This is a genomic window from Blastococcus jejuensis (assembly GCF_039534705.1).
GTDB classification, from domain to species: Bacteria; Actinomycetota; Actinomycetes; order Mycobacteriales; family Geodermatophilaceae; genus Blastococcus_B; species Blastococcus_B jejuensis.
In genome coordinates, this window is sequence record NZ_BAAAVV010000001.1 from 287,914 (window position 1) to 310,353 (window position 22,440).

The window sequence follows — 22,440 nt, forward strand, 5'->3', positions numbered from 1 at the left end:
GAGCGACCAGCCTAGGCGGGCGCGGTCGGGCGGGTGCCGACGGTCCGCTCGTGGACGATCTCGAGACCGTCGTCGTCGTCGATCTGCTCCCCGACCCGGACGAAGCCCTCGGAGCGGATGAGATCGCGGGAGGCGACGTTGTTCGGGCTCACCGAGGCGCGGACCGTCGTCACCCCGGCCGCGACGGCGGCCTCCGCGAGCAGCGCGCGCAGGACGGCTCTCGCATATCCCTGCCGCCGGAAGCGCGGATCGATCGCGTAGCCGACCTCGACCATGCCGTCGGCGTCCGGCGGCCCGTGGAAGCCGCCCCGGCCCACGGCCAGGCCGCGGTCGGCATCCAGGACGACGCGGGTGATCCAGCCCGCCGCTCCGGGGTCGCCGGCCACCTGCCGGGCGCGCATCGCCCAGGTCCGCCGGCACTCGGGCCCGGTCAGCCACGGCGTGAGCGGCACGGGTGCGAGCCGCCGGGCCGCGGCCTCGTCCCCCGCTGCGAGCGCGTCCAGGACGGCGGCGTCCAGCGGGACGAGCTGCACGCGGGGTGTCATCCCAGCCGCTCGACCCAGCCCGAGCCGTGCGGGATCAGCTGAGCCGTCCGGACGTCGTCGTCCCGGCGGTCCAGCCGCACCTCCAGGTGCTCGTCGGCGAGCTGCTCGACCAGCCCCTGCCCCCACTCGACGACGGTGACCGAGTCCGCGGCCGACGCGTCGAGGTCCAGGTCGTCGACGTCGGCCACGCTGCCCAGGCGGTAGGCGTCGACGTGCACCAGCGGCACGCGTCCGCCGTGGTGCACCCTCGCGATGACGAACGTGGGTGAGGTGACCGGCTCGCCGACGCCCAGACCGACCCCGATGCCCTGGGTCAGGGCCGTCTTGCCCGCCCCCAACGGGCCGACGAGCACGACGAGGTCGCCGGGCCGGAACAGCCCGGCGAGCGCGACCCCGAGGGCGTGGGTGTCCGCGGGGGTGGGGAGCTCGTGCTCGCGCTTCACGGCAGCGTCCCGGCCACGGCGGTGAGGTCGGCGAGCAACCCGGCGCGCGGGGCGCCGTTCGGGCCGAACCGGATCGCCGCCGACGGGTGGTAGGTCGCCCACACCGCCCGACCCCCGAGCGGGTGCGGTCGGCCGCGCACCTGGGCGAGGACGGTCCGCGGACCGAGGAACCACTTGGCCGCCGACAGCCCGAGCGCGACGACGACGGGCGGGTCGAGGAGCTCCAGCTGGCGGCGCAGCCACCCGCTGCAGCGGGCGACCTCGGGGGCACGCGGTGTCCGGTTGCCCGGCGGCCGGCACTTCACGACGTTGAGGACGGCGGCCTCCGCGCGCGACAGCCCGGCCTCGGCGAGCAGCAGGTCCAACAGCGCGCCCGACCTCCCGACGAAAGGACGTCCCGTCTCGTCCTCCGACGCACCCGGGGCCTCGCCCACCAGCGCGAAGCGGGGCCGACCGGTCAGGGGGACGTCGCCGACGACGACGTGCTGCCGGGTGGCGGCCAGTTCCGGGCAGGCGACGCACGGACGCGCGGCGGCGGCGAGGGTCTCCCAGTCGGGCGCCGCGGCAGCGACGCGGGCCACCTCGACGGCGGGGGCGTCCGGCCGGGGCGGACGGGGAGCGACCACTCCCGCACCCTAACGGCGGGCCCGTCGGCCTCTTCCGTCGTGCTGCTGCCGGTGGGACCGTGTGCCAGCAGCGCTCGTTGCGCGGAGAAGGGGACCGGTCATGACTTCACCCCACCTCGACGTCTACGACATCGCCTTCCTCGCCGGAGGCCTGGACCGGACGGTCGACACCGCGGTCGTCGCGCTGGTCCGCAGCCGGCGGATCCGGGTGCACTCCCCCGGCCAGCTGGCCACGTGCGACCTCTCCCGGCGGCATCCGGTCGAGGCCGCCGTCCTCGACGCCGTCGGACCGACCGGGCACCGCTCGGTCGACACGATCCGGTGGCGGCTGCGCGAGGACGAGCGACTCCTCGACGTCGGGCGCCGGCTGCGGAAGGCCGGGCTGCTCGGTCGGCTCGGCGCCGCCGTCTCGGTCCTGCACGGTGACCGGCGCACCCTCGCCCCCACCCGCGCGGGGCAGCGGGCGCTGCGCGAGCTGGGCGAGCATCCTGCGCTGGGCGACCCGGAGGCGCTGCGGGTGGCACTGGGCGGACGGGTGGCGATGACCGACGCCCGGCAGCGGGCGGAGATCTTCGAGCCCCTGGACACGACCCTGCACGTGAACCGCCGGCGTTCCCGGCACGACATCGACCACAGCGACCCGCAGCTGGCCGCCCTCCGGGCCCGCGCCACCGGGACCGCCGGCGCCTACGTCGGCATCGACATCCTCGACAGCCCGGGACCGTTCTAGCGGCGGGGCGAGGTCCCGGCACCCACCGTGCGCAGCAGTGCGGTGAGTGCGGCGGTCACGTCCTCGGGCTTCTCCAGCAGCACCATGTGGCCGGCGTCCGGGACCTCGATGTACGTCGCTCTGCTGTCCCCCGCCCGCCCCAACCGCTCCATGATCAGCGCGCTGTGCTCCTTGGGGATCATCTTGTCCTTGTCGCCGGTGAGCACCAGCGTCGGCACGACGCGCAACGGCTCCAGCGAGCCGGTCTCGTCCAGGCCGGCCAGCGCCGGGTAGAACTCGGCGATCACGTCGACCGGGGTGCCCCCGATCATCGAGTCCACGTAGTGCCCCAGCGCCGGCGGGACGTCGGTGGAGGCGAAGGACAGCGAGTGGGTCACGGCGGAGACCAGGTCGGCGGCGAGGCGCCGGGTGCGCTCCGCGAAGGCCGGCCGGCGGCGCATCGTCCACGCCGCCACCGGGAAGAAGGCCGCCCGGACGCGGGTCAGCAGCTCGGGCAGCCCGAAGCTGAGGTCGGCGAGGTTGCCGCTGGAGGTGGAGATCAGCGCCGCCGCCGCGACCCGCGAACCGAACAGCTCCGGCCGCAGCGACGCCAGCCCCATGATCGTCATGCCGCCCATGGAGTGGCCGACGAGGACCACCCGGCCGCGGGGAGCCCGGGCCTCCAGCACGGCGTCCAGGTCGCGGGCGAGCTGCTCGATGGTGGACCGCTCCGCCGCCCCGCGCCCCGAGGCACCGTGCCCGCGCTGGTCGTAGAAGACCAGCCGCACGTCGGGCCGGTGGCCGTTGGCGGTGGCCAGCTCCGCGGCGAGGGCGCGCCGCTGGAACGTCCACGAGGCCATCGACAGCGTGTAGCCGTGCACGAAGACGACCGTGAGGCCGGCGTCGCGGGGCCCGATCTCCTCGACGTGCAGGAGCACGCCGTCGTCGGCCTGGACGGTCGCGCTCCGGTCGGCCTTGCGGGAGGCGGTGCCGAGCGGGTCGTCCTCGCGCAGGTGCGCGGCGACCAGCTCGGCCGCCAGCTCGCCGGCGTCGCCGAGCTGGGAGGCGCGGACGCGGCGGGCCGCGATCCGGCTCACCGCGACCCCGGCCGCCGTCCCGGCCGCGGCCAGGCCGATGACCGCGCCGACGATGCCCGCGGTGTGCCCGCGACCGTGCGCTGCCTTCTTCCGGGCCATCAAACCGCGCCCGCCGATCCGACGTAGCGGCGGCTGAAGCGGCCACCGACGCGGGTCACCAGCTCGTAGTGGATGGTGTCGACGGCGTCGGCCCAGTCCTGCGCCGTCGGCTCGCCCCGGTCACCGGCTCCCCAGAGCACGACCTCGTCCCCGGCGGCGATGGTGGCGTCGCCGACGTCCAGCACGAACTGGTCCATGCAGACCCGCCCGGCGATGGTCCGCCGGGCGCCGCCCGCCAGCACCGGCGCGCGGTTGCCCGCGGCCCGGGGCACCCCGTCGGCGTACCCGACCGGCACCAGGGCCAGCGTCGTCTCGGCCTGCGTCGTGTAGGTGTGGCCGTAGGAGACGCCCGCCCCGGCCGGCACGCGCTTGGTCAGGGCGACGGCGGCCCGCACGGTCATCGCCGGCCGCAGCCCGTGGTCGGCGGCGTCGCCACCGAGCGGGTCGAGCCCGTAGAGGGCGACCCCGGGGCGGACGAAGTCGTACCAGGTCTCGGGCAGGGCGATGGTCGCGGCCGAGTTGGCCAGATGCAGCCGCGCGTCGGTCAGGCCGGCCCCGCGCGCCAGCGCGACCGCCTCCTCGAAGACGCGGACCTGCGCGCCGATCGTGGGGTGGGTGGGTGCGTCGGCGTACGCCATGTGGCTCCACAGCCCGACGACGGCGACCTCGCCGTCGGCGTGGGCGCGCGCGGCGGCGGTCACCAGGCCGGGCCAGTCCGCCGGGCTCGCGCCCTCCCGCGACAGGCCGGTGTCGGCGCACAGGTGCACCCGCGCGGGCCGCCCGGTCGCCCGCACGGCGGCGAGCACCTCGTCGAGCCCCCACTCCGCGTTCACCGACACCTCGACGTCGGCGGCGAGCGCGGCGGCGAAGTCCGTTCCGGGGGCGTGCAGCCAGGCCAGCAGCGGGGCCGTGACGCCGGCGGCGCGCAGGGCCAGGGCCTCCCCGAGGACGGCGACCCCCAGCGAGTCCGCGCCACCGGCGAGGACCGCCCGGGCGGCCGGCACGAGGCCGTGCCCGTACCCGTCGGCCTTGACCACCGCCATCAGCGGCCGGCCCACGCGCTCGCGCAGGACGGCGGTGTTGGCGGCGATGGCGTCGAGGTCGACGACGATCTCGGCCCGGGCCGGCGGCTGCGTCACGCCTCCCAGTGTCCCAGCCCGGAGTGCGGAACCCCGCGCACCCGCTGGATCGCGTCGGGCAGCCGGCGCACCAGGTCACCGGCGATCAAGGGGCCCCGCTCGGCGGCCAGCTGCCCGGCGCGGCCGTGCAGGTGCGCGGCGGCCGCCGCCGCCTCGACCCCGGGCAGCCCGGTGGCGAGCAGGGCGCCGGTGATGCCCGACAGGACGTCGCCGGTGCCGGCCGTGGCCAGCCAGGGGGTGCCCGTGCCGTTGACGAACGCCGTCCCGTCGGCGTCGGCCACGACGGTGGCATCGCCCTTCAGCAGGACGACGCAGCCCAGGTCGGCCGCCAGGTCACGGGCCGCGGCGACCCGGTCCCCGCCGGGCTCGGTGCCGAAACGGGCGAACTCCCGGTCGTGGGGCGTGAGGACCGTGGCCGCACGGCGGGCGCGGACCAGGTCCTGCTGCTCCGCGAGCATCGTCAGCCCGTCGGCGTCGACGATCACCGGCAGGTCGGTGGCCAGCACCTCGGCCAGCACGCTGCGGGCGTCGTCGTCGGTGCCCATGCCGGGCCCGACCACCCAGGACTGCACCCGCCCCGCGTCGCCCGGCCGGCCCTCGGTGACGATCGCCTCGGGCCAGGCGGCGCGGACGCCGCCGGCCGCCGTCCCCGCGTAGCGCACGAGGCCCGGCCGGGTCCGCAGCGCCGCCCCGGTGCACAGCACCCCGGCACCGGGATAGGTGGCCGAGCCGGCGACGATCCCGACGACCCCCTGCGAGTACTTGTCGTCGTCGGGCGCGGGCAGGGCCAGCCGGGCGGCGGCGTCGGCGTCGGTGAACCGCCAGGCGCTCGGCGTCGGCAGGTGTGCGCCCAGCCCGATGTCGACCAGGTGCACCTCGCCCGCGTACCCGCGGCCCTCCCCCACGACCAGCCCGAGCTTGACCGCGCCGAAGGTCACCGTGTGCATGGCCGGGAACGCCGGGCCGTCGACGGCGCCGGTCGAGGCGTCGACCCCACTGGGGACGTCGACGGCGATGGTGATCCCCGCCCCGTCCGCGGCCGCGCGGGCCAGCTCCGCCGCCTCCGGCCGGAGCCCGCCCCGGCCACCGATCCCGAGCATCCCGTCGAGGACGAGGTCTGCCCGGGCGATCGCGTCGGCGCCGGTGCCCACTCGACCACCGGCGCGCCTCAGTGCGGCGAGCCCGGCGGGGTGCGCCCGCTCGGGGTCGAGCAGGACCGCGGTCACCCGAGCGCCGCGGCGGGCGAGGAAGGCGCCGGCGTGCAGGGCGTCGCCGCCGTTGTTGCCGGTGCCGACCAGCAGCACGACCCGGCGCCCGTACACGTCGTCGAGCAGGCGCGCGCAGACGGTGGCCAGCCCGGTGGCGGCCTGCTGCATCAGCGCGCCCTCGGGGCCGGTGGCGAGCAGCGGCTCCTCGGCGGCGCGGACCTCCTCGGCCGTGTAAAGACCGATCATGCGGTCTCGTCGGTGCGCAGGACGCCCTCCGCGACGACGACCGCCGAGGCCATGCCGCCGTCGTGGCTCAGCGAGATGTGCCACGAGGTGACGCCCAGCTGCGCCGCGCGGCCGGCGACGGTCCCGCGCACCTCCAGGTGCGGGCGGCCGTGCTCGCCGACGGTCACCTCCGCGTCGTGCCAGTACAGGTCACCGGGGGCACCGAGCGCCTTGGCCAGGGCCTCCTTGGCCGCGAACCGCGCGGCGAGGGACTCCCCCGTGCGCAGCGTCCCCGACGGCGTGTGCTGCTCGGCCTCGGTGAACAGCCGGTCGCGCAGCCCCGGCGTGCGGGTGAGCGACTCCGCGAAGCGCTCGACCGGCACGACATCGATCCCGACCCCGATGATCACCCGGTCAGTCTGCCGTGCCGCCGGCGGAGCCGCCTCAGCCGGCGATGCGCGGAGGACCCTGATCAGGAGGCGCATCGGGGAACGGATGGGGCACGGCGGTGAGATCGAGCCGCTCGCTCTGTGGGGCCTCTGCCATGAAGCACCACCACCCGGGTCCGTTCACCGGCACCTGCCGGACGGCATCACCGACACCGATCCGCACGGTGGAAGCGGAGGCGGTCCGGCCGTAGGCGTACGCCACACCGTCGAGCCACCCCCGTCCGAGGACCGCGGCGCTGTTCCACTCCGACTCGCGCCACACGCCGTCGTCGTCCAGGTGGAGGACGACGGCGACGACGAAGGCCTCGTCGCCGTTGGTGTCAACGACCGCGACGCACACCCGACCGAGGTCATCGCGCACCAGGACGCGACCCGCGCTCCCAGCTCCCGCCCGCGCGAGCACGTCCCCGTCCGACGGACGACCCATGTCACCGTCGATGCGAAGCCTCCGACCAGCGTTCAGCCGACCGCCGCGGTCACTCGACGGTGACGGACTTCGCCAGGTTGCGCGGCTGGTCGACGTCGAGACCCCGGGTGGCCGCGATCTCGCAGGCCAGCACCTGCAGCGGCACGGTGGTGACCACCGGCGCCAACAGCGTCGGCGTGCGCGGCACCCGGATCACGTGGTCGGCGTAGGGGACGACGGCTTCGTCGCCGTCCTCGGCGATGACGATCGTGCGGGCCCCGCGGGCGCGCACCTCCTGGATGTTGGAGACGACCTTGCCGTGCACCGACTCGCGGCTGCGGGGCGACGGGACGACGACGACGACCGGCGTCCCCTCGTCGATCACGGCGATCGGGCCGTGCTTGAGCTCGCCGGCGGCGAAGCCCTCGGCGTGGATGTAGGCCAGCTCCTTGAGCTTCAGCGCGCCTTCGAGCGCCACCGGGAAGCCCACGTGCCGGCCGAGGAACAGCATCTTGTCCTGGTCGGCCAGCGACCGGGCCAGCTCGCGCACCGGCTCCATGCCGGCGAGCACCTCGGCGACGGCCTCGGGCAGGCGGCGCAGGTCGGCGACGATCGAGGCCACCTCGTCCTCGTACTTCATCCCGCGCACCTGGGCGAGGAAGAGCCCGACCAGGTAGCAGGCGACCAGCTGGGTGAGGAAGCCCTTGGTCGAGGCGACCGCGACCTCCGGTCCGGCGTGCGTGTAGAGCACCGCGTCGGACTCGCGCGGGATGGTCGAGCCGTTGGCGTTGCAGATCGCCAGCACGCGCGCCTTCTGCTCGCGGGCGTGCCGCAACGCCATGAGGGTGTCCATCGTCTCGCCGGACTGGCTGATGACGACGACCAGCGTGGAGCGGTCGAGCACCGGGTCGCGGTAGCGGAACTCGCTGGCCACCTCGACCTCGACGGGGATCCGGGTCCAGTGCTCGATCGCGTACTTCGCGATCAGTCCCGCGTGGTAGGCCGTGCCGCAGGCGACGACGAAGATCTTGTCGACGTCGCGCAGCTCCTGGTCCGACAGGCGCACCTCGTCGAGCACGAGCTCCCCGTGGCGGCCCAACCGGCCGAGCAGGGTGTCGGCGACCGCCTGCGGCTGCTCGGCGATCTCCTTGAGCATGAACCAGTCGTAGCCGCCCTTCTCGGCGGCGGCGGCGTCCCAGTCGACGGTGTAGGCGGTCGGCTCGACCGGGGCACCGTCGAAGTCGGTGACGGTGAGGCCCCGGGTCCGGTCGATCTCGACGACCTGGTCCTGGCCGAGCTCGCGGGCCTCGCGGGTGTGCGCGATGAACGCGGCGACGTCGGACCCCAGGAAATACTCAGCAGTACCGTCGGCTGTCTCTCCGACGCCGACCACCAGCGGGCTGCTGCGGCGGGACGCGACCAGGGTGTCGGGCTCGGTGGCATGGGTTGCGACCAGGGTGAAGGCGCCCTCGAGACGGCGGCAGACCCGGCGCATGGCCTCGGCCAGCCGGCCCTCACCGGCCGGGGTCTCGGCGTAGACGGCGGCCAGCAGGTGGGCGACGACCTCGGTGTCGGTCTCGGACGCGAACTCCACGCCCGTCGCCTCGATCTCGGCGCGCAGCTCGGCGAAGTTCTCGATGATCCCGTTGTGGATCACGGCCACCGAGCCGTCGGCCGACAGGTGCGGGTGGGCATTGCGGTCGGTCGGCCCGCCGTGGGTGGCCCAGCGGGTGTGGCCGATGCCGATCGTGGCCATCGGGAGCGGGTGCTCGGCCAGCACCTTCTCCAGGTTGGCCAGCTTGCCGGCCTTCTTGGCGGTGCTCAGCTCGCCGTCGGCGAGGACGGCGACACCCGCGGAGTCGTACCCGCGGTACTCCAGCCGGCGGAGGCCTTCGATGACGACCTCACGGGCGTCCTTTGGGCCGACGTAACCCACGATGCCGCACATTCGGCCAAGAGTACCTGCGGGCTACTTTCCGTACGGCCGAATGACCGCACCGTCGCCCTCCGGGCGACAACCGCGACCAACGGCCGTCCCCGGCCTGCGCTGAGCCCTGTCCTCCCCTCCTCGGGGACCCTTCGGGCCCCCTCGTCAGGTCGCCTCGCAGGGCGGCTCTCGAACGGTGTCGGCTTGCTAGCCGACCTTCGCGACGACCTCGGCGAGGCGGTGCGCGACCCGGTCGGCCTGCTCCTGGGTGGGCGCCTCGACCATCACCCGCACCAGCTGCTCGGTGCCCGAGGGCCGCAGCAGGACCCGGCCGGCGTCGCCGAGCTCCGCCTCCACCGCGTTGACGGCGTCGGCGACCTCCTCGCTCTCGGAGACCGCGATCCGGTCGCGCACCGGCACGTTGATCAGGATCTGCGGCAGCCGTCGGACGACGGCGGCCAACTGGGCCAGGGAGGAGCCGGTGGCGCTCATCCGCGACATCAGGGTCAGGCCGGTGAGCAGGCCGTCGCCGGTGGTGGCGTGCTCGAGGAAGACCAGGTGGCCGCTCTGCTCGCCGCCCAGCGAGAGGCCCCCCGCGCGCAGCGCCTCCAGCACGTACCGGTCACCCACCGCGGTGGTCTGCACCGCGATGCCGGCGTCGCGCATCGTGTGGTGGAAGCCCAGGTTGCTCATGACGGTGGCGACGACGGTGTCGTCCTTCAGCGCCCCGCGCTCGTGCAGCGCCAGCGCGCAGATGGCCAGGATCGCGTCGCCGTCGATGACCTCGCCCTCGGCGCTGACGGCCAGGCAGCGGTCGGCGTCGCCGTCGTGGGCGAGACCGAGGTCGGCGCCCTGCGCCCGGACGGCCTCGATGAGGGGCCCGAGGTGGGTCGACCCGACGCCGTCGTTGATGTTCCAGCCGTCGGGAGTGCAGCCGATGGCGTGCACGGTGGCGCCGGCCCGCCGGTAGACCTCGGGAGCGCTGGCCGCGGCGGCGCCGTGGGCGCAGTCGACGACGACGCTCAACCCGGCCAGCGGCTGCTCGAGCGTGCTCAGCAGGTGGGCGACGTAGTCCTCCGTCGCGCCCGGCAGGTCACGGACGCGCCCGATCGCGGCGCCGGTGGGCCGGTGGGCGGCGGTGTCGCCGCTCTCGACGGTCCGCTCGATGGCGGCCTCGAGCGCGTCGGGCAGCTTGTGCCCGCCGCGGCTGAACAGCTTGATGCCGTTGTCGGGCATCGGGTTGTGGCTGGCCGAGATCATGACGCCGAGGTCGGCGCCGGTCGTCCCGGTCAGGTAGGCCAGCGCCGGGGTCGGCAGCACCCCGGCGCGCAGCACCTCGGCGCCGGCGCTGGTCAGGCCGGCGACGACCGCCGCCTCGAGCATCTCCCCGCTGGCGCGGGGGTCACGGCCGACGACCGCGACGGGACGCTCGGTCCCGTCGCGGTCGGCGAGGACGCTCGCGGCGGCACGCGCCACCGACAGGGCCAGCTCCGGCGTGAGGTCGGAGTTGGCCCGGCCCCGGACGCCGTCGGTGCCGAACAGGCGACCCAACGGACGACCCGGTCAGCGCTTGGAGTACTGGGGCGCCTTGCGGGCCTTCTTGAGGCCGTACTTCTTGCGCTCCTTGACCCGCGCGTCACGGGTGAGGAAGCCGGCCTTCTTCAGGGCCGGACGGTCGTCGGCCTCGATCTGGATGAGCGCACGGGCGATGGCCAGGCGCAGTGCACCGGCCTGGCCGGTGACGCCGCCACCCTTGAGCAGCCCGACGACGTCGTACTGCTCGCCCTTCTCGAGGGTCACGAACGGCTCGCGGATGAGCTGCTGGTGCACCTTGTTCGGGAAGTACTCCTCGAGGGTGCGGCCGTTGAGCTTGAACTGGCCGGTGCCCGGGAGGAGCCGGACGCGCACGATGGCTTCCTTGCGCCGGCCGACGGTCTGGATCGGACGCCCCTCGGCGTCGGTCACGGTCAGAGCGCTGGTCACTGGGCCACCTGCTTGATCTCGAAGGTCTGGGGCTGCTGGGCAGCGTGGGGGTGCTCCGGGCCTGCGTAGACCTTGAGCTTCTTGAGCATCTGCCGACCGAGGCTGTTGTGCGGCAGCATCCCCTTGATCGCGCGCTCGATGACGCGGTCGGGGTGGGTGCGCAGCTGGTCGCCGACGTTGATCGTCTTGAGACCACCCGGGTGACCGGAGTGCCGGTAGGCGAGCTTGTTCTCCCGCTTCTGACCGGTCAGGGCCACCTTGCCCGCGTTGATGATGACGACGAAGTCGCCGACGTCCACGTGCGGGGCGTACTGGGGCTTGTGCTTGCCGCGCAGGATCTGCGCGGTCTGGCTGGCGAGTCGACCGAGCACCACGTCGGTGGCGTCGATGACGTGCCAGGCCCGGGCGATCTCGCCGGGCTTGGGTGAGTACGTGCGCACGGCGCTCGTGTCCTCCGTCGTCGTCGGGAAGGCTGGTGGGATCGCCTCACCGAGAACGGGAGACGTCGCGACGCGCGCAGCACCAGCCGGCTTGCGCGCGCCAGCCGGTCACGATACCAGCCTGGTCCGGACCGCCCCGCCGGCCGCACACCGGCCGCACACCGGCCGCACACCGGCCGCACACCGGCCGTGGCCGCTCACCCGTCGATCAGGTCGAGCTGGTCGCGGAGCAGCTGGTCCATCGTCGCCGTCGCACTGGCCCGGTCAGGGTCGTTGACAGAGACGGCGGCGAGGTACTCGAGGGCCTGGATCCGGCAGCGCAGGACATCCGAGGTACCGCTCCGGACGGCGTAGCACACGGCTTCCGGGACCGTCGTGGAGGTGAACGGCCTGTCCCCGGCGGTCTCGTCCAGCTGCACCAGCCCCCCGTGGACGGCCTCCGCGGCGGCCTGGTTCGGGAAGGACCACAGTCGCACCGTGGCGAAGACGTCGTCGCGCCTCCCCTGGCGCAGGTAGTACCCGGACAGGTTGTGGGCGGTCAACAGCTCCCGTTCGGCGACCGGGTCGGTGGCCAGGCGCAGAGCGCCTTCGAGGTCGTACGGACCGGTGAGCGGCGTGGGCTCCCCCGGCGGTTCGAGCACCAGCCGGGCGAGGTCCTGGGGGTCGGTCGGCAGCTGCGGTCGATCAGCAGGCGCCGTGGGCCGGAACGATCGCAGCAGCGCCACCTGGTCGGTCATGAGTCGGCTGATCTCCGCGATGCCCTGATCCCGCAGCGACGTGTGGTAGCAGATGGCCAGCACGGGACCCACGGGGACGAAGGCGAGCACGTACTGGCTGGCCTGGTCGTCCTGGGCCACCGCCGGGCTGTCGAACCCGGGCACAGGGACCCGCACGAAGCCGTTGGCGACGTTCGCGGCAGCCAGTTCCTCCGCCGCCTGCTCCACTGCTGCCTCGTCGGCCAACTCGACGATCGCCGAGACGGTGGCCCGGGCGGCACCGGTCACCCGGTTGCACTCCGACCACGCCGCGACGAACCCGTGCCGGTCGAGGATGTCGGCGGTGCCGTAGTCGAAGTACGCGTCCTCGAGTTCTCCCGCCTCCACGAACGGCCCGGACGCGCGCGGGCAGCTGCCGGTTCGTTCGGGGAACGTGACCGGGATCAGCGAGGTGACCGAGGCCAGGCGGTGCGCTTCGAGGACCGCCCCTTGCTCAGCCGGCGAGTTCGACGGCCCGGCCGCCGAGGTCGGGGCGGCGGAGGTCGCCGTCGGGCTCGCCGGCGTAGCGACACCACGCACCGTCGTGGTGCACCCCGCCAGCAGCCCGGCGAGCACCGCCGCCGCTACCTGCCAGTGTCGCCTGCCCGCCACGGCGGCAGACTAGGACCGCGACGTGGTCGACGACCGGGGTCGTAGTCCTCAGATCGCGAGGCACTTCGTGCCTCAGCGCACCTCGCGCAGCTGCCCCGTGTCGACGTCGTAGACGGTGCCCCGCACCTTGTGCGAGAGCAGGTAGGGGCAGTCCCTGATCAGCTTCATGGACTCCCGGACGTCGTCGTCGACATCGGTGAACGCCTGGACCGACCAGAAGGGACGTCGGCCGGTGGCCTGTTCCACACGGTCGGCGAAGGACCTGTCGTCGGTGGATTGGAGTCCGCACTCGGTGTGGTGGACCAGCAGGATCTCGCGCGTGCCCAGCAGGTGCTGCGACACGGTCAGCGAACGGATCGTGTCCTCGGTGATGACGCCGCCGGCGTTGCGGATGACGTGGGCGTCGCCGATGTCGAGGCCGAGCATGCCGAACAGGGGCATCCGGGAGTCCATGCAGGCGACGACGGCCACGGCGCGGGCCGGGCGCACCGGCTTGCTGCCGGGGAAGCGGCTGGCCCACTCCTTGTTCGCCTCGAGCATCCGGTCGATCTCGGCCACCCACGTCCTCCGTTCGCTGCCCCCTGTCCTCGCCGGACGATAACCGGCAGCTCGGCACCCCGCCCGGTCAGTCCCGTCGGACCCATCGGCCAGGATGTGACCGTGCGCACGGTCGAGGAACACCAGGCAGTCGTCGCGGCACTGCTCCCGCTGCTCCCGGAGGAGTCGGTGCCACTGGCGGCCGCGCACGGCCGCGTGCTGGCGCGGGACGTCCGGGCCGCCGTCGCGCTCCCCAGCTTCGACAACTCCGCGATGGACGGCTACGCGGCCCGCTGGTCGGAGGTCGCGGGGGCCACCGGCGCCTCGCCGGTCGCGATGCCGGTGGCCGAGGACATCCCCGCCGGGCGCACCGACGTCGTGCCCCTGGCGCCGGGGACGGTGCACCGGATCATGACCGGCGCCCCGCTGCCGCCGGGCGCCGACGTCGTGATCCCCGTCGAGCTCACCGACGCCGGCACCGAGACGGTGGAGATCCGGGATGCGCTCCCCCGAGGTCGGCACGTGCGCTCGGCCGGTGAGGACATCGCGCAGGGCGCGGTGGCCCTGGTCGCCGGCGGACCGCTGGGCGCGGCGCAGCTGGGGCTCGCCGCGGCGGTCGGCATCGAGGAGCTGCCGGTCCGCCGTCGTCCGCGGGTGCTGGTGCTCTCCACGGGCAGCGAACTCGTGGCGCCGGGCACACCGTTGCTGCCGGGGCAGATCTACGAGTCCAACTCCGCGCTGCTGGTCGCGGCCGTCGAGGAGGCCGGCGGCGAGGCCCGGCGCCTGCACTTCGTGCCCGACGACGTCGACCAGTTCCTCGCCACGGTGCGCGCCGAGGTGAGCAGCGCCGACCTGCTGATCACCAGCGGCGGCGTCAGCGCGGGCGCGTACGAGGTGGTGAAGGACGCGTTCCGGACGCTCGGCACCGTCGAGTTCGCCAAGGTCGCCATGCAGCCCGGCGGTCCCCAGGGCGCGGGCACCGTCGACGGGGTCCCCGTGGTCACGCTGCCCGGCAACCCGGTGAGCGCCTTCGTGTCCTTCGAGGTGTTCGTGCGGCCGGCCCTGCGCCGCGCGCTCGGCCACGGCGCCCCCGAGCGGCTGCACGTCCCCGCCCGGCTGACCGGCCCCCTGACCTCGCCGCCCGAGAAGCGCCAGTTCCTGCGCGGCCGCTACGGCGGCGGGGAGGTCTCGCAGGTCGGGGGCCCGGGGTCGCACCTGGTGGCGCACCTCGCCCGCGCCAACTGCCTGGTCGTCGTCCCCGAGGACGTCACCGAACTGCCCGCCGGCGCCGAGGTGGACGTCGTGCTCATCGAAGGAGCCCTGCAATGAGTCGACAGCGAGTGAGCATCGCAGCGAGGAACGAGCGAGGAGCGGAGCGAGCGCGGAGACGAACAGGAGAAACACGATGACCGAACCCCGGCTCACCCACGTCGACGAGACCGGCGCCGCCCGGATGGTCGACGTGAGCGAGAAGGCCATCACCACGCGCGTGGCCACCGCCGCCGGACGGGTGCTGGTCAGCCCGGAGGTGGTCGCCCTCCTGCGCGGGACGGGCGTGCCCAAGGGGGACGCGGTCGCCGTGGCGCGGATCGCCGGGATCGCCGGCGCCAAGCGCACGCCCGACCTCGTCCCGCTGTGCCACCCGATCGCGCTGCACGGGGTGACCGTCGACCTGGAGGTGACCGACGAGGGCGTCGAGATCACCGCGACGGCAAGGACCGCCGACCGGACCGGCGTCGAGATGGAGGCGCTGACCTCGGTGGCCGTCGCGGGGCTGACGATGATCGACATGGTGAAGGCCGTCGACCCGCGGGCGTCGATCACCGACGTGCGGCTGCTGGCGAAGTCAGGCGGGAAGAGCGGGGACTGGACGCGATGAGCCTGCCCCTGGACGCGCGAGCCGTCGTCGTCACCGCCTCCAACCGGGCCGCCGCCGGGGTCTACGAGGACCGCAGCGGGCAGGCGCTCGCCGAAGGCCTGCGGGAGCTCGGGTTCACGGTGGAGGGCCCGCACGTCCGGCCCGACGACATCGCGGCACTGACCGCCGTGCTGCGCGACGCCGTGGCGTCGGGCGCCGACGTCGTCCTGACCACCGGCGGCACCGGGCTCTCCCCCACCGACGTCACGCCCGAGGCCACCCGCGCGGTGCTGGAGCGGGAGGCCCCCGGGATCGCCGAAGCCGTCCGCCGGTACGGGGAGGGGAAGGTGCCGACCTCGGTGCTCTCCCGCGGTCTCGCCGGCATCGCGGGCCGCACGCTGATCGTCAACCTGCCCGGCTCGACCGGTGGGGTGCGCGACGGGCTGGCGGTGCTCGGTCCGCTCCTCCCCCACGTGGTCAGCCAGTTGCGTGGCGGAGACCATTGAGCCCGTGATCGGCCGCCTGGAGAAGACCGTCCTCGACTGCCCCGACCCACGCGCCCTCGCGGCCTTCTACGGGGAGATCCTCGGCATGCGGATCAACGAGGACACCGATGGCGCGTGGGTCGTGATCGGCCGGGAGCCCGGCATGCGGGAGCTCGCCTTCCAGAAGGCCGACCCGTACGTCCCGCCGCGCTGGCCGGACGCCGGGCACCCCCCGCAGGAACACCTGGACTGAGCACATTGCGACGCTCCGCGCCGCACCGCGGCCAGGTGCTGTCCCCCGGCTGCGCTGAGCCGATCCCAGCGCTCGTCGCGGGAGCCTCCGGCCCCCACTCCTCTCACCGCCTCGCAGGGCGGCTCTCGTCAGGTGGGTGGCTCGGCAGGACGATCCGCTCCTGGCGCGTGTAGACGTTGCAGCCGTCGCCGCGGAGGAAGCCGACCAGCGTGATGCCGAGCTCGGCGGCCAGCTCGACCGCCAGAGACGACGGCGCCGAGACCGCGGCCAGCACGGGGATCCCCGCCATCGCCGCCTTCTGGGTCAACTCGAAGCTGGCCCGCCCGCTGACCACGAGCAGGTGCCCGGCCAGCGGCAGCCGGCCCTCGCGCACGGCGTCCCCGACCACCTTGTCGACGGCGTTGTGCCGGCCGACGTCCTCGCGCAGGGCGACCAGGTCGCCGTCCGCGGTGAACAGTCCGGCCGCGTGCAGGCCGCCGGTCCGGTCGAACACCTGCTGGGCGGCCCGGAGCCGCCCGGGGAGGGCGAGCAGCACGGGCAGCGGCACGCGCATGGGGTCGGCCGCGACGTCGTGCCGGGTCCGCGTCCGGATCGCGTCGATGCTGGCCTTCCCGCAGACGCCGCAGGCGCTGGAGGTGACGAAGTTGCGGTCCAGCGCCGTGTCCGGCGGGCGCACCCCGGGGGCGAGATCGACGTCGACCACGTTGTAGGTGTTGCGACCGTCGGCGTCCACCGAGTCGCAGTAGCGCAACCCGGCCACGTGGTGCGGGCCGGCGATGACGCCCTCGGTGGCGAGGAACCCGTGCACGAGGTCGAAGTCGTCGCCCGGCGTGCGCATCGTGACCGCCAGCGCGGTGCCGCCCAACCGGATCTCCAGCGGCTCCTCGGCGGCCACGGTGTCCGGCCGGGTGGTGTGCTGCGATCCGCGGATCCGCAACACCGGCGTCCGGCTCGTGACTCGTCCCACGCCGAGAACGGTACTCAGCCGTACGGTTCCGGCATGAGCACGCCGGCGCCCTACACCGCGGTCGTCCTGGCTGGTGGAAAGGCCGCCCGGCTCGGCGGTCGGGCCAAGCCGCAGCTGGACGTCGGCGGGCGCACCATGCTCACCGCCGTCCTCGACGCCGTGTCCGACGCGCAGGCCCGGGTGGTCGTCGGCCCGCGTCAGCCGGTGCCCGACGACGTCGTGCTGGTGCGGGAGCATCCGCCGGGCGGCGGGCCCGTCGCCGCGCTCCGGGCCGGGCTGGACGAGGTCTCCACCGACGTGGTCGTGCTACTGGCCGGGGACCTGCCGTTCCTCACCGACGAACTGATCGGCCAGCTGCGCGGCCTGCTGACCGGCGACGGAGCGCTGGTGGTCGACGAGGGCGGTCGCGAGCAGTGGTTGCTCGGCGTCTGGCGCACCGAGGCGCTCCGGACCGCGGTGGGCGGTGCCACCGGGCCGACGTCGCTGCGCAAGGTGCTCGCCCCCCTGGCGCCGGCGCGCCTGCGGCCCACGGTGGCGCCGGGACGACCACCCCCGTGGCTGGACTGCGACACCCCCGCCGACCTCAGCCGCGCCCGCGCCGCGGCGGGCACCCCCGAACCGGCGCCCCCACCGCGGCCGGCCCCTCCTCCCCCGGCCGAGCCGTCGGTCTGGCCCCTGTTCAGGAGCCCCGGCGAGGGGTAGGGCCCGACCATGCGCATCGTCCTCGCCGGCGCCCACGGCCAGATCGCCCGCCGCCTCGGCCGCCTGCTGTCCGGCCGCGGCGACACCGTCGTCGGCATCGTCCGCAACCCCGCCCACGAGACCGACGTCGTCACCGACGGCGTGCAGCCGGTCGTCCTGGACCTGGAGTCGGCCTCGGTCGAGCAGGTCGCGTCGGTGCTGGCAGGCGCGGACGCGGTCGTCTTCGCGGCGGGCGCAGGACCGGGCAGCGGCGTCGCCCGGAAGGACACCGTCGACCGCGCCGCCGCCGTGCTCCTGGCCGACGCGGCCGAGTCGGCCGGCGTGCACCGCTACCTGCTGGTCTCCTCCATGGGCGTCGACCAGGTCGCCGGGGGCGCCACCCCCGACGGCGTCGACGAGGTCTTCACCGCCTACCTGCGGGCGAAGCTCGCCGCCGAGGAGGACCTGCGGGCGCGCGAGGGGCTGTCGGTGGTGATCCTGCGCCCCGGCGGGCTGACCGACGATCCGGGCACCGGCCGGGTCTCCCTCGCGCCGTCGGTGGACCGGGGCAGCGTGCCGCGCGACGACGTGGCCGCCGTCCTGGTCGCCCTCCTGGACGGGAGGGCCGGCGACACCCTCCTGGAGGTGGTCGGCGGGCCCACGCCGATCGCCGACGCCGTCGCGGCGGTCGCGGGCTGAGGCGCGGGGCGGAGTACGGTCCGCCGATATGCGCGTCGTGATCGCCGGAGCCCACGGTCGAGTGGCCCGCCGCCTCGCCGGCCTGCTGTGCGCCCGCGGGGACACCGTCGTCGGCATCGTCCGGACCGCCGAGGCCGAGGAGGAACTGCTGGCCGAGGGGCTCGAGACGGTCGTCCTCGACCTCGAGCACGCGACGGTCGACGACCTCGCCGCAGTCGTGGTCGACGCCGACGCGGTGGTGTTCGCCGCGGGCTCGGGGCCGGGAGGCGGCACCCACCGCTACACGGCCGACCGCGCCGCCGCCGTTCTCCTCTCCGACGCCGCCGAGCAGGCCGCCGTCCGCGGCTACCTGCTCATGTCGTCCATGGGCGTCGAGGCGGTGACCGACGGCCGGACCCCCGAGGGAGAGGACGAGACCGTCGTCGACTACCTCCGCGCGAAACTGGCCGCCGAGGACGGGGTGCGCAACCGGCCGGCGGTCGACATGACCGTGCTGCGACCCGGGCGGCTCACCGAATCCCCCGGCACCGGTCTGGTCGCGGTCGGCCGAGGACTTCCCCCGGGCGAGATCTCGCGGGACGACGTCGCCCGGGTCATGGTCGCCCTGCTGGACGCCCCGCGGCCCGGTGAGGTCCTCGAGGTGGTCAGCGGCTCGACCCCGATCGCGGAGGCCCTCGCCGGGACCGGTTGATCAGTCGCGGCGGGCCCGGGTGATCTGCGTCCGCGCCGCCAGCTCGCGGTCGAGGGGGTAGTCCACCGCGACCAGGGTCAGCCCGGCGGCCGGGGCGACCGGCACCTCGCTGGCCCGCTCCGTCCGCGAGAGCAGCGTCGCCGGCCACTCGACCGGCCGGCGCCCCTCCCCGACGGCCAGCAGCGCCCCCACGAGGCTGCGGACCATGGAGTGGCAGAACGCGTCGGCCGAGGCGCCGATCACGACGACCTCGTCGTCGGCCACCTCGTCGAGGGACCGTTCGACGCCCAGGTGCAGCAGGGTCCGGATCGTCGTCGCACCCTCGCGGCGCCGGCAGAAGGCGGCGAAGTCGTGCTCACCGAGCAACCGGCCGGCAGCGGCGTCCATCGCGGCGACGTCCAGGGCGCGCGGCCAGCCGACGACGTCGGTCCGGCGCAGCGGTGACGGCCCCCAGGGGGCGTCGGTGAGCCGGTAGACGTAGTGCCGGCGCAGGGCCGCGAAGCGGGCGTCGAAGTCGGGATGGGCCTCCTCGACGTCGCGGACGGCGACGTCGGCGGGGAGGACCCCCCGCAGCCGGCGCACCAGCCGGTCGCGCTGCTGCGCCCACGCCTCGCTCGGCACGTCGCAGTGCGCGACCTGCCCGGTCGCGTGCACGCCGGCGTCGGTCCGTCCGGCGACGGTCAGGGCCACCGGCACGCGCAGGACGGTGCGCAGCCCCTGCTCGAGAGTGTCCTGCACCGTGCGCTGCGCCGGCTGGCGGGCCCAGCCGGAGAAGTCGGTGCCGTCGTAGCTGATCGCCAGACGAAGACGGACGAGCCCGCTCCCACCGTGGGGAACGGGCTCGTCCGTGTGGAGCTGGATGTTCAGCGGGCTACTTCGGATCCGGCGATGCCTCGCCGCCAGGGGCGTCCTGGTTGGCGGCGTCGCCCTGCTCGGCAGCGTTGAGCTCGGCGGCCGCAGCGTCGGCGACGTCCTGGGAGACGTTGTCGCCCTCGGCCACGGCGCCCTCTGCGGTCGGCTCGGGGGTCACGTCGCCGTCGTCCTGGCGCTCGCCGTCGGGCACGAAGACGTCGGTGACGACCTCCTGCGCCTCGGCCGACTCGTCGGGGCTGTCCGCCGAGTCCGCGGAGTCCGCGCTGTCGGCGGAATCGGCCGACTCGAGCTCGTCGGCGGTGACCTCACCGGCGGCGGCAGCCGAACCGGCGCCCGTGGCGAAGCGGGTGCCGCGAGCGCGCTCGGCCTCGCCGACGGCCTGCTGCGACACGGTCAGGGCCTCGACGAGCTCGATGACCGCCATGGGGGCGTTGTCGCCCTTGCGAGGGCCGACCTTGGTGATGCGGGTGTAGCCGCCGGGCCGGTTCTCGTACCGGGGGCCGATCTCGGCGAATAGCGTGTGGACGACGTCCTTGTCACGGATGGTCGTCATGACCTGGCGACGGGCGTGCAGGTCACCGCGCTTGGCGAAGGTCACCAGCTTCTCGGCCAGCGGACGCAGCCGCTTCGCCTTCGCCTCGGTCGTGGTGATCCGCCCGTGCTCGAACAGCGAGGTGGCCAGGTTGGCCAGCATCAGCCGCTCGTGCGCGGGGGACCCGCCGAGACGGGGGCCCTTGGTGGGGGTGGGCATGTCGGTCCTTCCTCAGGCGGCCGGGCGGTGCTGCCGGCTGCATCCGTGGGTGGTGCGTCGTCCAGGTCGTGCGGGTGGTCCAGTGTGGCGGGCCGGACGGCCGCGCCGGACGGCGGGTTCCCCCGCCGTCCGGCGATCAGCATCAGAGCTGCTCGGTCTCCTGGTAGGAGGCGTCGCTGTACTCGACGTCGGAGTACTCGGGCGAACCCTGGTACGCGTCGGTCTCGTAGCCCTCGTCGTAGCTCTCGATCGACGTCGGGATGAACCCGGGCGGGCTGTCCTTGAGCGCGAGGCCCATGGCCGCCAGCTTCATCTTGACCTCGTCGATCGACTTGGCCCCGAAGTTGCGGATGTCGAGCAGGTCGGCCTCCGAGCGCGTGACGAGCTCACCGACGGTGTGCACGCCCTCGCGCTTGAGGCAGTTGTAGGACCGGACGGTGAGGTCCATGTCCTCGATCGGCATCGAGAAGTTCGCGATGTCGGCGGCCTCGGCCGGGCTGGGCCCGACCTCGATGCCCTCCGCGTCGATGTTCAGCTCGCGCAGCAGGCCGAACAGCTCGACGAGGGTCGAGCCGGCGCTGGCGATGGCGTCCCTGGGGACGATCGAGGGCTTGGTCTCGACGTCGACCACGAGGCGGTCGAAGTCGGTGCGCTGCTCGACACGGGTCGCCTCGACCGCGTAGGTCACCTTGAGGACCGGCGAGTAGATCGAGTCGACGGGGATCCGGCCGATCTCCTGGCCGGGCTGCTTGTTCTGCGGGGCCGGGACGTAGCCGCGACCACGCTCGACGACCAGCTCGATCTCGAGCCGGCCCTTGCCGTTCAGCGTGGCGATGTGCAGCTCGGGGTTGTGCACCTCGACGCCGGCCGGCGGCGCGATGTCCGCGGCGGTCACCTCACCGGGGCCCTGCTTGCGCAGGTACATGGTCACCGGCTCGTCGGAGTCGGAGCTGACGACCAGGCCCTTGAGGTTGAGGATGATCTCGGTGACGTCCTCCTTGACGCCCGGCACGGTGGTGAACTCGTGCAGGGTGCCCTCGATGCGGATGCTGGTGACAGCAGCGCCGGGGATCGAGGAGAGGAGCGTGCGGCGCAGGGAGTTGCCGAGGGTGTAGCCGAAACCCGGCTCGAGGGGCTCGATCACGAACCGCGAGCGCGACTCGGTGATGGTCTCCTCGGTGAGGGTCGGACGCTGTGCGATGAGCATGGTGGATCTCCTTCAGGTCCTCCGGCGACCGCCATATGACGCCGTGAGGGGGGTGGTGCCGGCGGGGCGGACATCTGTCCGCCCGCCCCGCCGTCGTGCAGCTTTCGGTGGTGCAGGTGCTGCTTACTTCGAGTAGAGCTCCACGATCAGCTGCTCCTGGACCGGGGTGTCGATCACCTGGCGGGCCGGGACGCTGTGCACGAGCACGCGCAGCTGGCTGCTGATGACCTCGAGCCACGCCGGCACGGGACGCTCGCCCGCGCGGGCCTGGGCGATCTCGAACGGCAGCATGGTGCGCGACTTCTCGGCGACCTCGATGATGTCGTTCGCGCTCACGCGGTACGACGGGATGTCGACCTTGCGGCCGTTCACCCGGATGTGGCCGTGGCGCACCAGCTGGCGGGCCATGTCGCGGGACTCGGCGAAGCCGGCCCGGTAGACGACGTTGTCGAGGCGCGACTCGAGGATCTGCAGCAGGACCTCACCGGTCTTGCCCGACTTCTTGTTGGCCTCTTCGTAGTAGCCGCGGAACTGCTTCTCGAGCACGCCGTAGATGCGGCGGGCCTTCTGCTTCTCGCGCAGCTGCAGCAGGTACTCGCTGTCCTTGCTGCGGCCCCGGCCGTGCTCGCCCGGCGGGTAGGGCCGGATCTCGATCGGGCACTTCGGGGACTCGCACTTGCTGCCCTTGAGGAACAGCTTCATCTTCTCGCGCCGGCACAGGCGGCAGTCGGCTCCGGTATAGCGGGCCACGTCAGGTACTCCTCGTTCGTCTCGT

The 22,440-nt window shown here is 74.2% G+C and carries 27 protein-coding genes; 8 read left to right on the plus strand and 19 right to left on the minus strand.

The genetic code is table 11. The features are described from left to right. Positions 1 to 11: 11 nt before the first annotated feature. From ABD644_RS01310 to ABD644_RS01320, 3 genes are read right to left on the minus strand one after another with little or no spacing between them, the layout of a single operon-like run. On the minus strand, positions 12 to 533 hold the full coding sequence (locus ABD644_RS01310; RefSeq protein ID WP_344686674.1) for a GNAT family N-acetyltransferase: 522 nt from the start codon (positions 531 to 533) through the stop codon (positions 12 to 14). 8 nt (positions 534 to 541) lie between these two features. Continuing rightward, positions 542 to 988, minus strand: a complete 447-nt coding sequence (gene tsaE / locus ABD644_RS01315) for a tRNA (adenosine(37)-N6)-threonylcarbamoyltransferase complex ATPase subunit type 1 TsaE (RefSeq protein WP_344686675.1) — start codon at positions 986 to 988, stop codon at positions 542 to 544. Next, the gene (locus tag ABD644_RS01320) at positions 985 to 1,614 is read right to left on the minus strand and encodes a uracil-DNA glycosylase (protein ID WP_344686676.1); all 630 of its coding nucleotides are present in this window, start codon (positions 1,612 to 1,614) and stop codon (positions 985 to 987) included. Before ABD644_RS01320 ends, tsaE begins: the two co-directional genes overlap by 4 nt. A 61-nt stretch (positions 1,615 to 1,675) precedes the next feature. Here ABD644_RS01320 and ABD644_RS01325 point away from each other — a divergent pair, with 61 nt between their 5' ends. After that, complete coding sequence (locus ABD644_RS01325) at positions 1,676 to 2,344, plus strand: TIGR04222 domain-containing membrane protein (RefSeq protein WP_344686677.1); 669 nt, start codon at positions 1,676 to 1,678, stop codon at positions 2,342 to 2,344. On the opposite strand, the gene ABD644_RS01330 is transcribed toward ABD644_RS01325, so the two are convergent. The 11 genes from ABD644_RS01330 to ABD644_RS01380 all read right to left on the minus strand — a co-directional run bounded on the left by ABD644_RS01330 (position 2,341) and on the right by ABD644_RS01380 (position 13,221). Beyond that, the gene (locus ABD644_RS01330) at positions 2,341 to 3,519 is read right to left on the minus strand and encodes an alpha/beta fold hydrolase (RefSeq protein ID WP_344686678.1); all 1,179 of its coding nucleotides are present in this window, start codon (positions 3,517 to 3,519) and stop codon (positions 2,341 to 2,343) included. The two genes, ABD644_RS01325 and ABD644_RS01330, sit on opposite strands and share 4 nt — an antisense overlap. Then, complete coding sequence (gene alr / locus ABD644_RS01335) at positions 3,519 to 4,658, minus strand: alanine racemase (RefSeq protein WP_344686679.1); 1,140 nt, start codon at positions 4,656 to 4,658, stop codon at positions 3,519 to 3,521. Before alr ends, ABD644_RS01330 begins: the two co-directional genes overlap by 1 nt. Beyond that, on the minus strand, positions 4,655 to 6,112 hold the full coding sequence (locus ABD644_RS01340) for an NAD(P)H-hydrate dehydratase (RefSeq protein WP_344686680.1): 1,458 nt from the start codon (positions 6,110 to 6,112) through the stop codon (positions 4,655 to 4,657). The genes alr and ABD644_RS01340 overlap by 4 nt, the downstream gene beginning before the upstream one ends. After that, entirely contained in the window at positions 6,109 to 6,501 is a 393-nt protein-coding gene (locus ABD644_RS01345; RefSeq protein WP_344686681.1) for a holo-ACP synthase, read from the minus strand. Before ABD644_RS01345 ends, ABD644_RS01340 begins: the two co-directional genes overlap by 4 nt. A 34-nt stretch (positions 6,502 to 6,535) precedes the next feature. Then, complete coding sequence (locus tag ABD644_RS01350; RefSeq protein ID WP_344686682.1) at positions 6,536 to 6,967, minus strand: hypothetical protein; 432 nt, start codon at positions 6,965 to 6,967, stop codon at positions 6,536 to 6,538. Positions 6,968 to 7,016: 49 nt separating this feature from the next. Beyond that, positions 7,017 to 8,894, minus strand: a complete 1,878-nt coding sequence (glmS, locus tag ABD644_RS01355; protein ID WP_344686683.1) for a glutamine--fructose-6-phosphate transaminase (isomerizing) — start codon at positions 8,892 to 8,894, stop codon at positions 7,017 to 7,019. Between the two features lie 186 nt (positions 8,895 to 9,080). Next, the gene (gene glmM / locus ABD644_RS01360; protein WP_344686684.1) at positions 9,081 to 10,424 is read right to left on the minus strand and encodes a phosphoglucosamine mutase; all 1,344 of its coding nucleotides are present in this window, start codon (positions 10,422 to 10,424) and stop codon (positions 9,081 to 9,083) included. 12 nt (positions 10,425 to 10,436) lie between these two features. After that, complete coding sequence (gene rpsI / locus ABD644_RS01365; RefSeq protein WP_344686685.1) at positions 10,437 to 10,856, minus strand: 30S ribosomal protein S9; 420 nt, start codon at positions 10,854 to 10,856, stop codon at positions 10,437 to 10,439. Continuing rightward, positions 10,853 to 11,296: a 50S ribosomal protein L13 gene (gene rplM, locus ABD644_RS01370; RefSeq protein WP_344686686.1), complete on the minus strand. Its 444-nt coding sequence runs from the start codon at positions 11,294 to 11,296 to the stop codon at positions 10,853 to 10,855. Before rplM ends, rpsI begins: the two co-directional genes overlap by 4 nt. Positions 11,297 to 11,493: 197 nt before the next feature. Then, complete coding sequence (locus ABD644_RS01375; RefSeq protein ID WP_344686687.1) at positions 11,494 to 12,663, minus strand: DUF7373 family lipoprotein; 1,170 nt, start codon at positions 12,661 to 12,663, stop codon at positions 11,494 to 11,496. Positions 12,664 to 12,735: 72 nt separating this feature from the next. Continuing rightward, positions 12,736 to 13,221 carry a beta-class carbonic anhydrase gene (locus ABD644_RS01380; RefSeq protein WP_344686688.1) on the minus strand — a complete coding sequence of 162 codons (486 nt, stop codon included), beginning with the start codon at positions 13,219 to 13,221 and terminating at the stop codon, positions 12,736 to 12,738. A gap of 102 nt (positions 13,222 to 13,323) precedes the next feature. Here ABD644_RS01380 and moeA point away from each other — a divergent pair, with 102 nt between their 5' ends. From moeA to ABD644_RS01400, 4 genes are all read left to right on the plus strand, one after another. Beyond that, entirely contained in the window at positions 13,324 to 14,529 is a 1,206-nt protein-coding gene (moeA, locus tag ABD644_RS01385; protein WP_344686689.1) for a molybdopterin molybdotransferase MoeA, read from the plus strand. A 76-nt stretch (positions 14,530 to 14,605) separates the two neighbouring features. After that, on the plus strand, positions 14,606 to 15,079 hold the full coding sequence (moaC, locus tag ABD644_RS01390; RefSeq protein WP_344686690.1) for a cyclic pyranopterin monophosphate synthase MoaC: 474 nt from the start codon (positions 14,606 to 14,608) through the stop codon (positions 15,077 to 15,079). Further along, positions 15,076 to 15,564 carry a MogA/MoaB family molybdenum cofactor biosynthesis protein gene (locus ABD644_RS01395; RefSeq protein WP_344686691.1) on the plus strand — a complete coding sequence of 163 codons (489 nt, stop codon included), beginning with the start codon at positions 15,076 to 15,078 and terminating at the stop codon, positions 15,562 to 15,564. The genes moaC and ABD644_RS01395 overlap by 4 nt, the downstream gene beginning before the upstream one ends. Positions 15,565 to 15,568: 4 nt before the next feature. After that, the gene (locus ABD644_RS01400; protein ID WP_344686692.1) at positions 15,569 to 15,796 is read left to right on the plus strand and encodes a VOC family protein; all 228 of its coding nucleotides are present in this window, start codon (positions 15,569 to 15,571) and stop codon (positions 15,794 to 15,796) included. A 103-nt stretch (positions 15,797 to 15,899) separates the two neighbouring features. On the opposite strand, the gene fdhD is transcribed toward ABD644_RS01400, so the two are convergent. Next, entirely contained in the window at positions 15,900 to 16,763 is an 864-nt protein-coding gene (gene fdhD, locus ABD644_RS01405) for a formate dehydrogenase accessory sulfurtransferase FdhD (protein ID WP_344686693.1), read from the minus strand. A 33-nt stretch (positions 16,764 to 16,796) separates the two neighbouring features. On the opposite strand from fdhD, the gene mobA reads away from it, so the two are divergent. From mobA to ABD644_RS01420, 3 genes are read left to right on the plus strand one after another with little or no spacing between them, the layout of a single operon-like run. Further along, on the plus strand, positions 16,797 to 17,465 hold the full coding sequence (gene mobA, locus ABD644_RS01410; RefSeq protein ID WP_344686694.1) for a molybdenum cofactor guanylyltransferase: 669 nt from the start codon (positions 16,797 to 16,799) through the stop codon (positions 17,463 to 17,465). Between the two features lie 9 nt (positions 17,466 to 17,474). Further along, the gene (locus ABD644_RS01415; RefSeq protein WP_344686695.1) at positions 17,475 to 18,143 is read left to right on the plus strand and encodes an NAD(P)H-binding protein; all 669 of its coding nucleotides are present in this window, start codon (positions 17,475 to 17,477) and stop codon (positions 18,141 to 18,143) included. A gap of 28 nt (positions 18,144 to 18,171) precedes the next feature. Beyond that, positions 18,172 to 18,834: an NAD(P)H-binding protein gene (locus tag ABD644_RS01420; protein WP_344686696.1), complete on the plus strand. Its 663-nt coding sequence runs from the start codon at positions 18,172 to 18,174 to the stop codon at positions 18,832 to 18,834. On the opposite strand, the gene truA is transcribed toward ABD644_RS01420, so the two are convergent. The 4 genes from truA to rpsD form a co-directional block, all read right to left on the minus strand. After that, entirely contained in the window at positions 18,835 to 19,737 is a 903-nt protein-coding gene (truA, locus tag ABD644_RS01425) for a tRNA pseudouridine(38-40) synthase TruA (RefSeq protein WP_344687186.1), read from the minus strand. After that, positions 19,706 to 20,458: a 50S ribosomal protein L17 gene (rplQ, locus tag ABD644_RS01430; RefSeq protein WP_344686697.1), complete on the minus strand. Its 753-nt coding sequence runs from the start codon at positions 20,456 to 20,458 to the stop codon at positions 19,706 to 19,708. Before rplQ ends, truA begins: the two co-directional genes overlap by 32 nt. Positions 20,459 to 20,600: 142 nt before the next feature. Continuing rightward, positions 20,601 to 21,665: a DNA-directed RNA polymerase subunit alpha gene (locus tag ABD644_RS01435; protein ID WP_344686698.1), complete on the minus strand. Its 1,065-nt coding sequence runs from the start codon at positions 21,663 to 21,665 to the stop codon at positions 20,601 to 20,603. Positions 21,666 to 21,788: 123 nt separating this feature from the next. Then, positions 21,789 to 22,415 (minus strand): 30S ribosomal protein S4, encoded by a 627-nt coding sequence (rpsD, locus tag ABD644_RS01440; protein WP_344686699.1) that lies wholly within the window; start codon positions 22,413 to 22,415, stop codon positions 21,789 to 21,791. Positions 22,416 to 22,440 lie beyond the last annotated feature (25 nt).

Excerpts from the sequence above, each read along its gene's own strand:
- ABD644_RS01330 (WP_344686678.1), bottom strand. The coding sequence starts at position 3,519 with ATGGCCCGGAAGAAGGCAGCGCACGGTCGCGGGCACACCGCGGGCATC.
- ABD644_RS01340 (WP_344686680.1), bottom strand. The coding sequence starts at position 6,112 with ATGATCGGTCTTTACACGGCCGAGGAGGTCCGCGCCGCCGAGGAGCCG.
- ABD644_RS01350 (WP_344686682.1), bottom strand. The coding sequence starts at position 6,967 with ATGGGTCGTCCGTCGGACGGGGACGTGCTCGCGCGGGCGGGAGCTGGG.
- glmS (WP_344686683.1), bottom strand. The coding sequence starts at position 8,894 with ATGTGCGGCATCGTGGGTTACGTCGGCCCAAAGGACGCCCGTGAGGTC.
- moaC (WP_344686690.1), top strand. The coding sequence starts at position 14,606 with ATGACCGAACCCCGGCTCACCCACGTCGACGAGACCGGCGCCGCCCGG.
- ABD644_RS01395 (WP_344686691.1), top strand. The coding sequence starts at position 15,076 with ATGAGCCTGCCCCTGGACGCGCGAGCCGTCGTCGTCACCGCCTCCAAC.
- mobA (WP_344686694.1), top strand. The coding sequence starts at position 16,797 with ATGAGCACGCCGGCGCCCTACACCGCGGTCGTCCTGGCTGGTGGAAAG.
- ABD644_RS01415 (WP_344686695.1), top strand. The coding sequence starts at position 17,475 with ATGCGCATCGTCCTCGCCGGCGCCCACGGCCAGATCGCCCGCCGCCTC.
- ABD644_RS01420 (WP_344686696.1), top strand. The coding sequence starts at position 18,172 with ATGCGCGTCGTGATCGCCGGAGCCCACGGTCGAGTGGCCCGCCGCCTC.
- rplQ (WP_344686697.1), bottom strand. The coding sequence starts at position 20,458 with ATGCCCACCCCCACCAAGGGCCCCCGTCTCGGCGGGTCCCCCGCGCAC.
- ABD644_RS01435 (WP_344686698.1), bottom strand. The coding sequence starts at position 21,665 with ATGCTCATCGCACAGCGTCCGACCCTCACCGAGGAGACCATCACCGAG.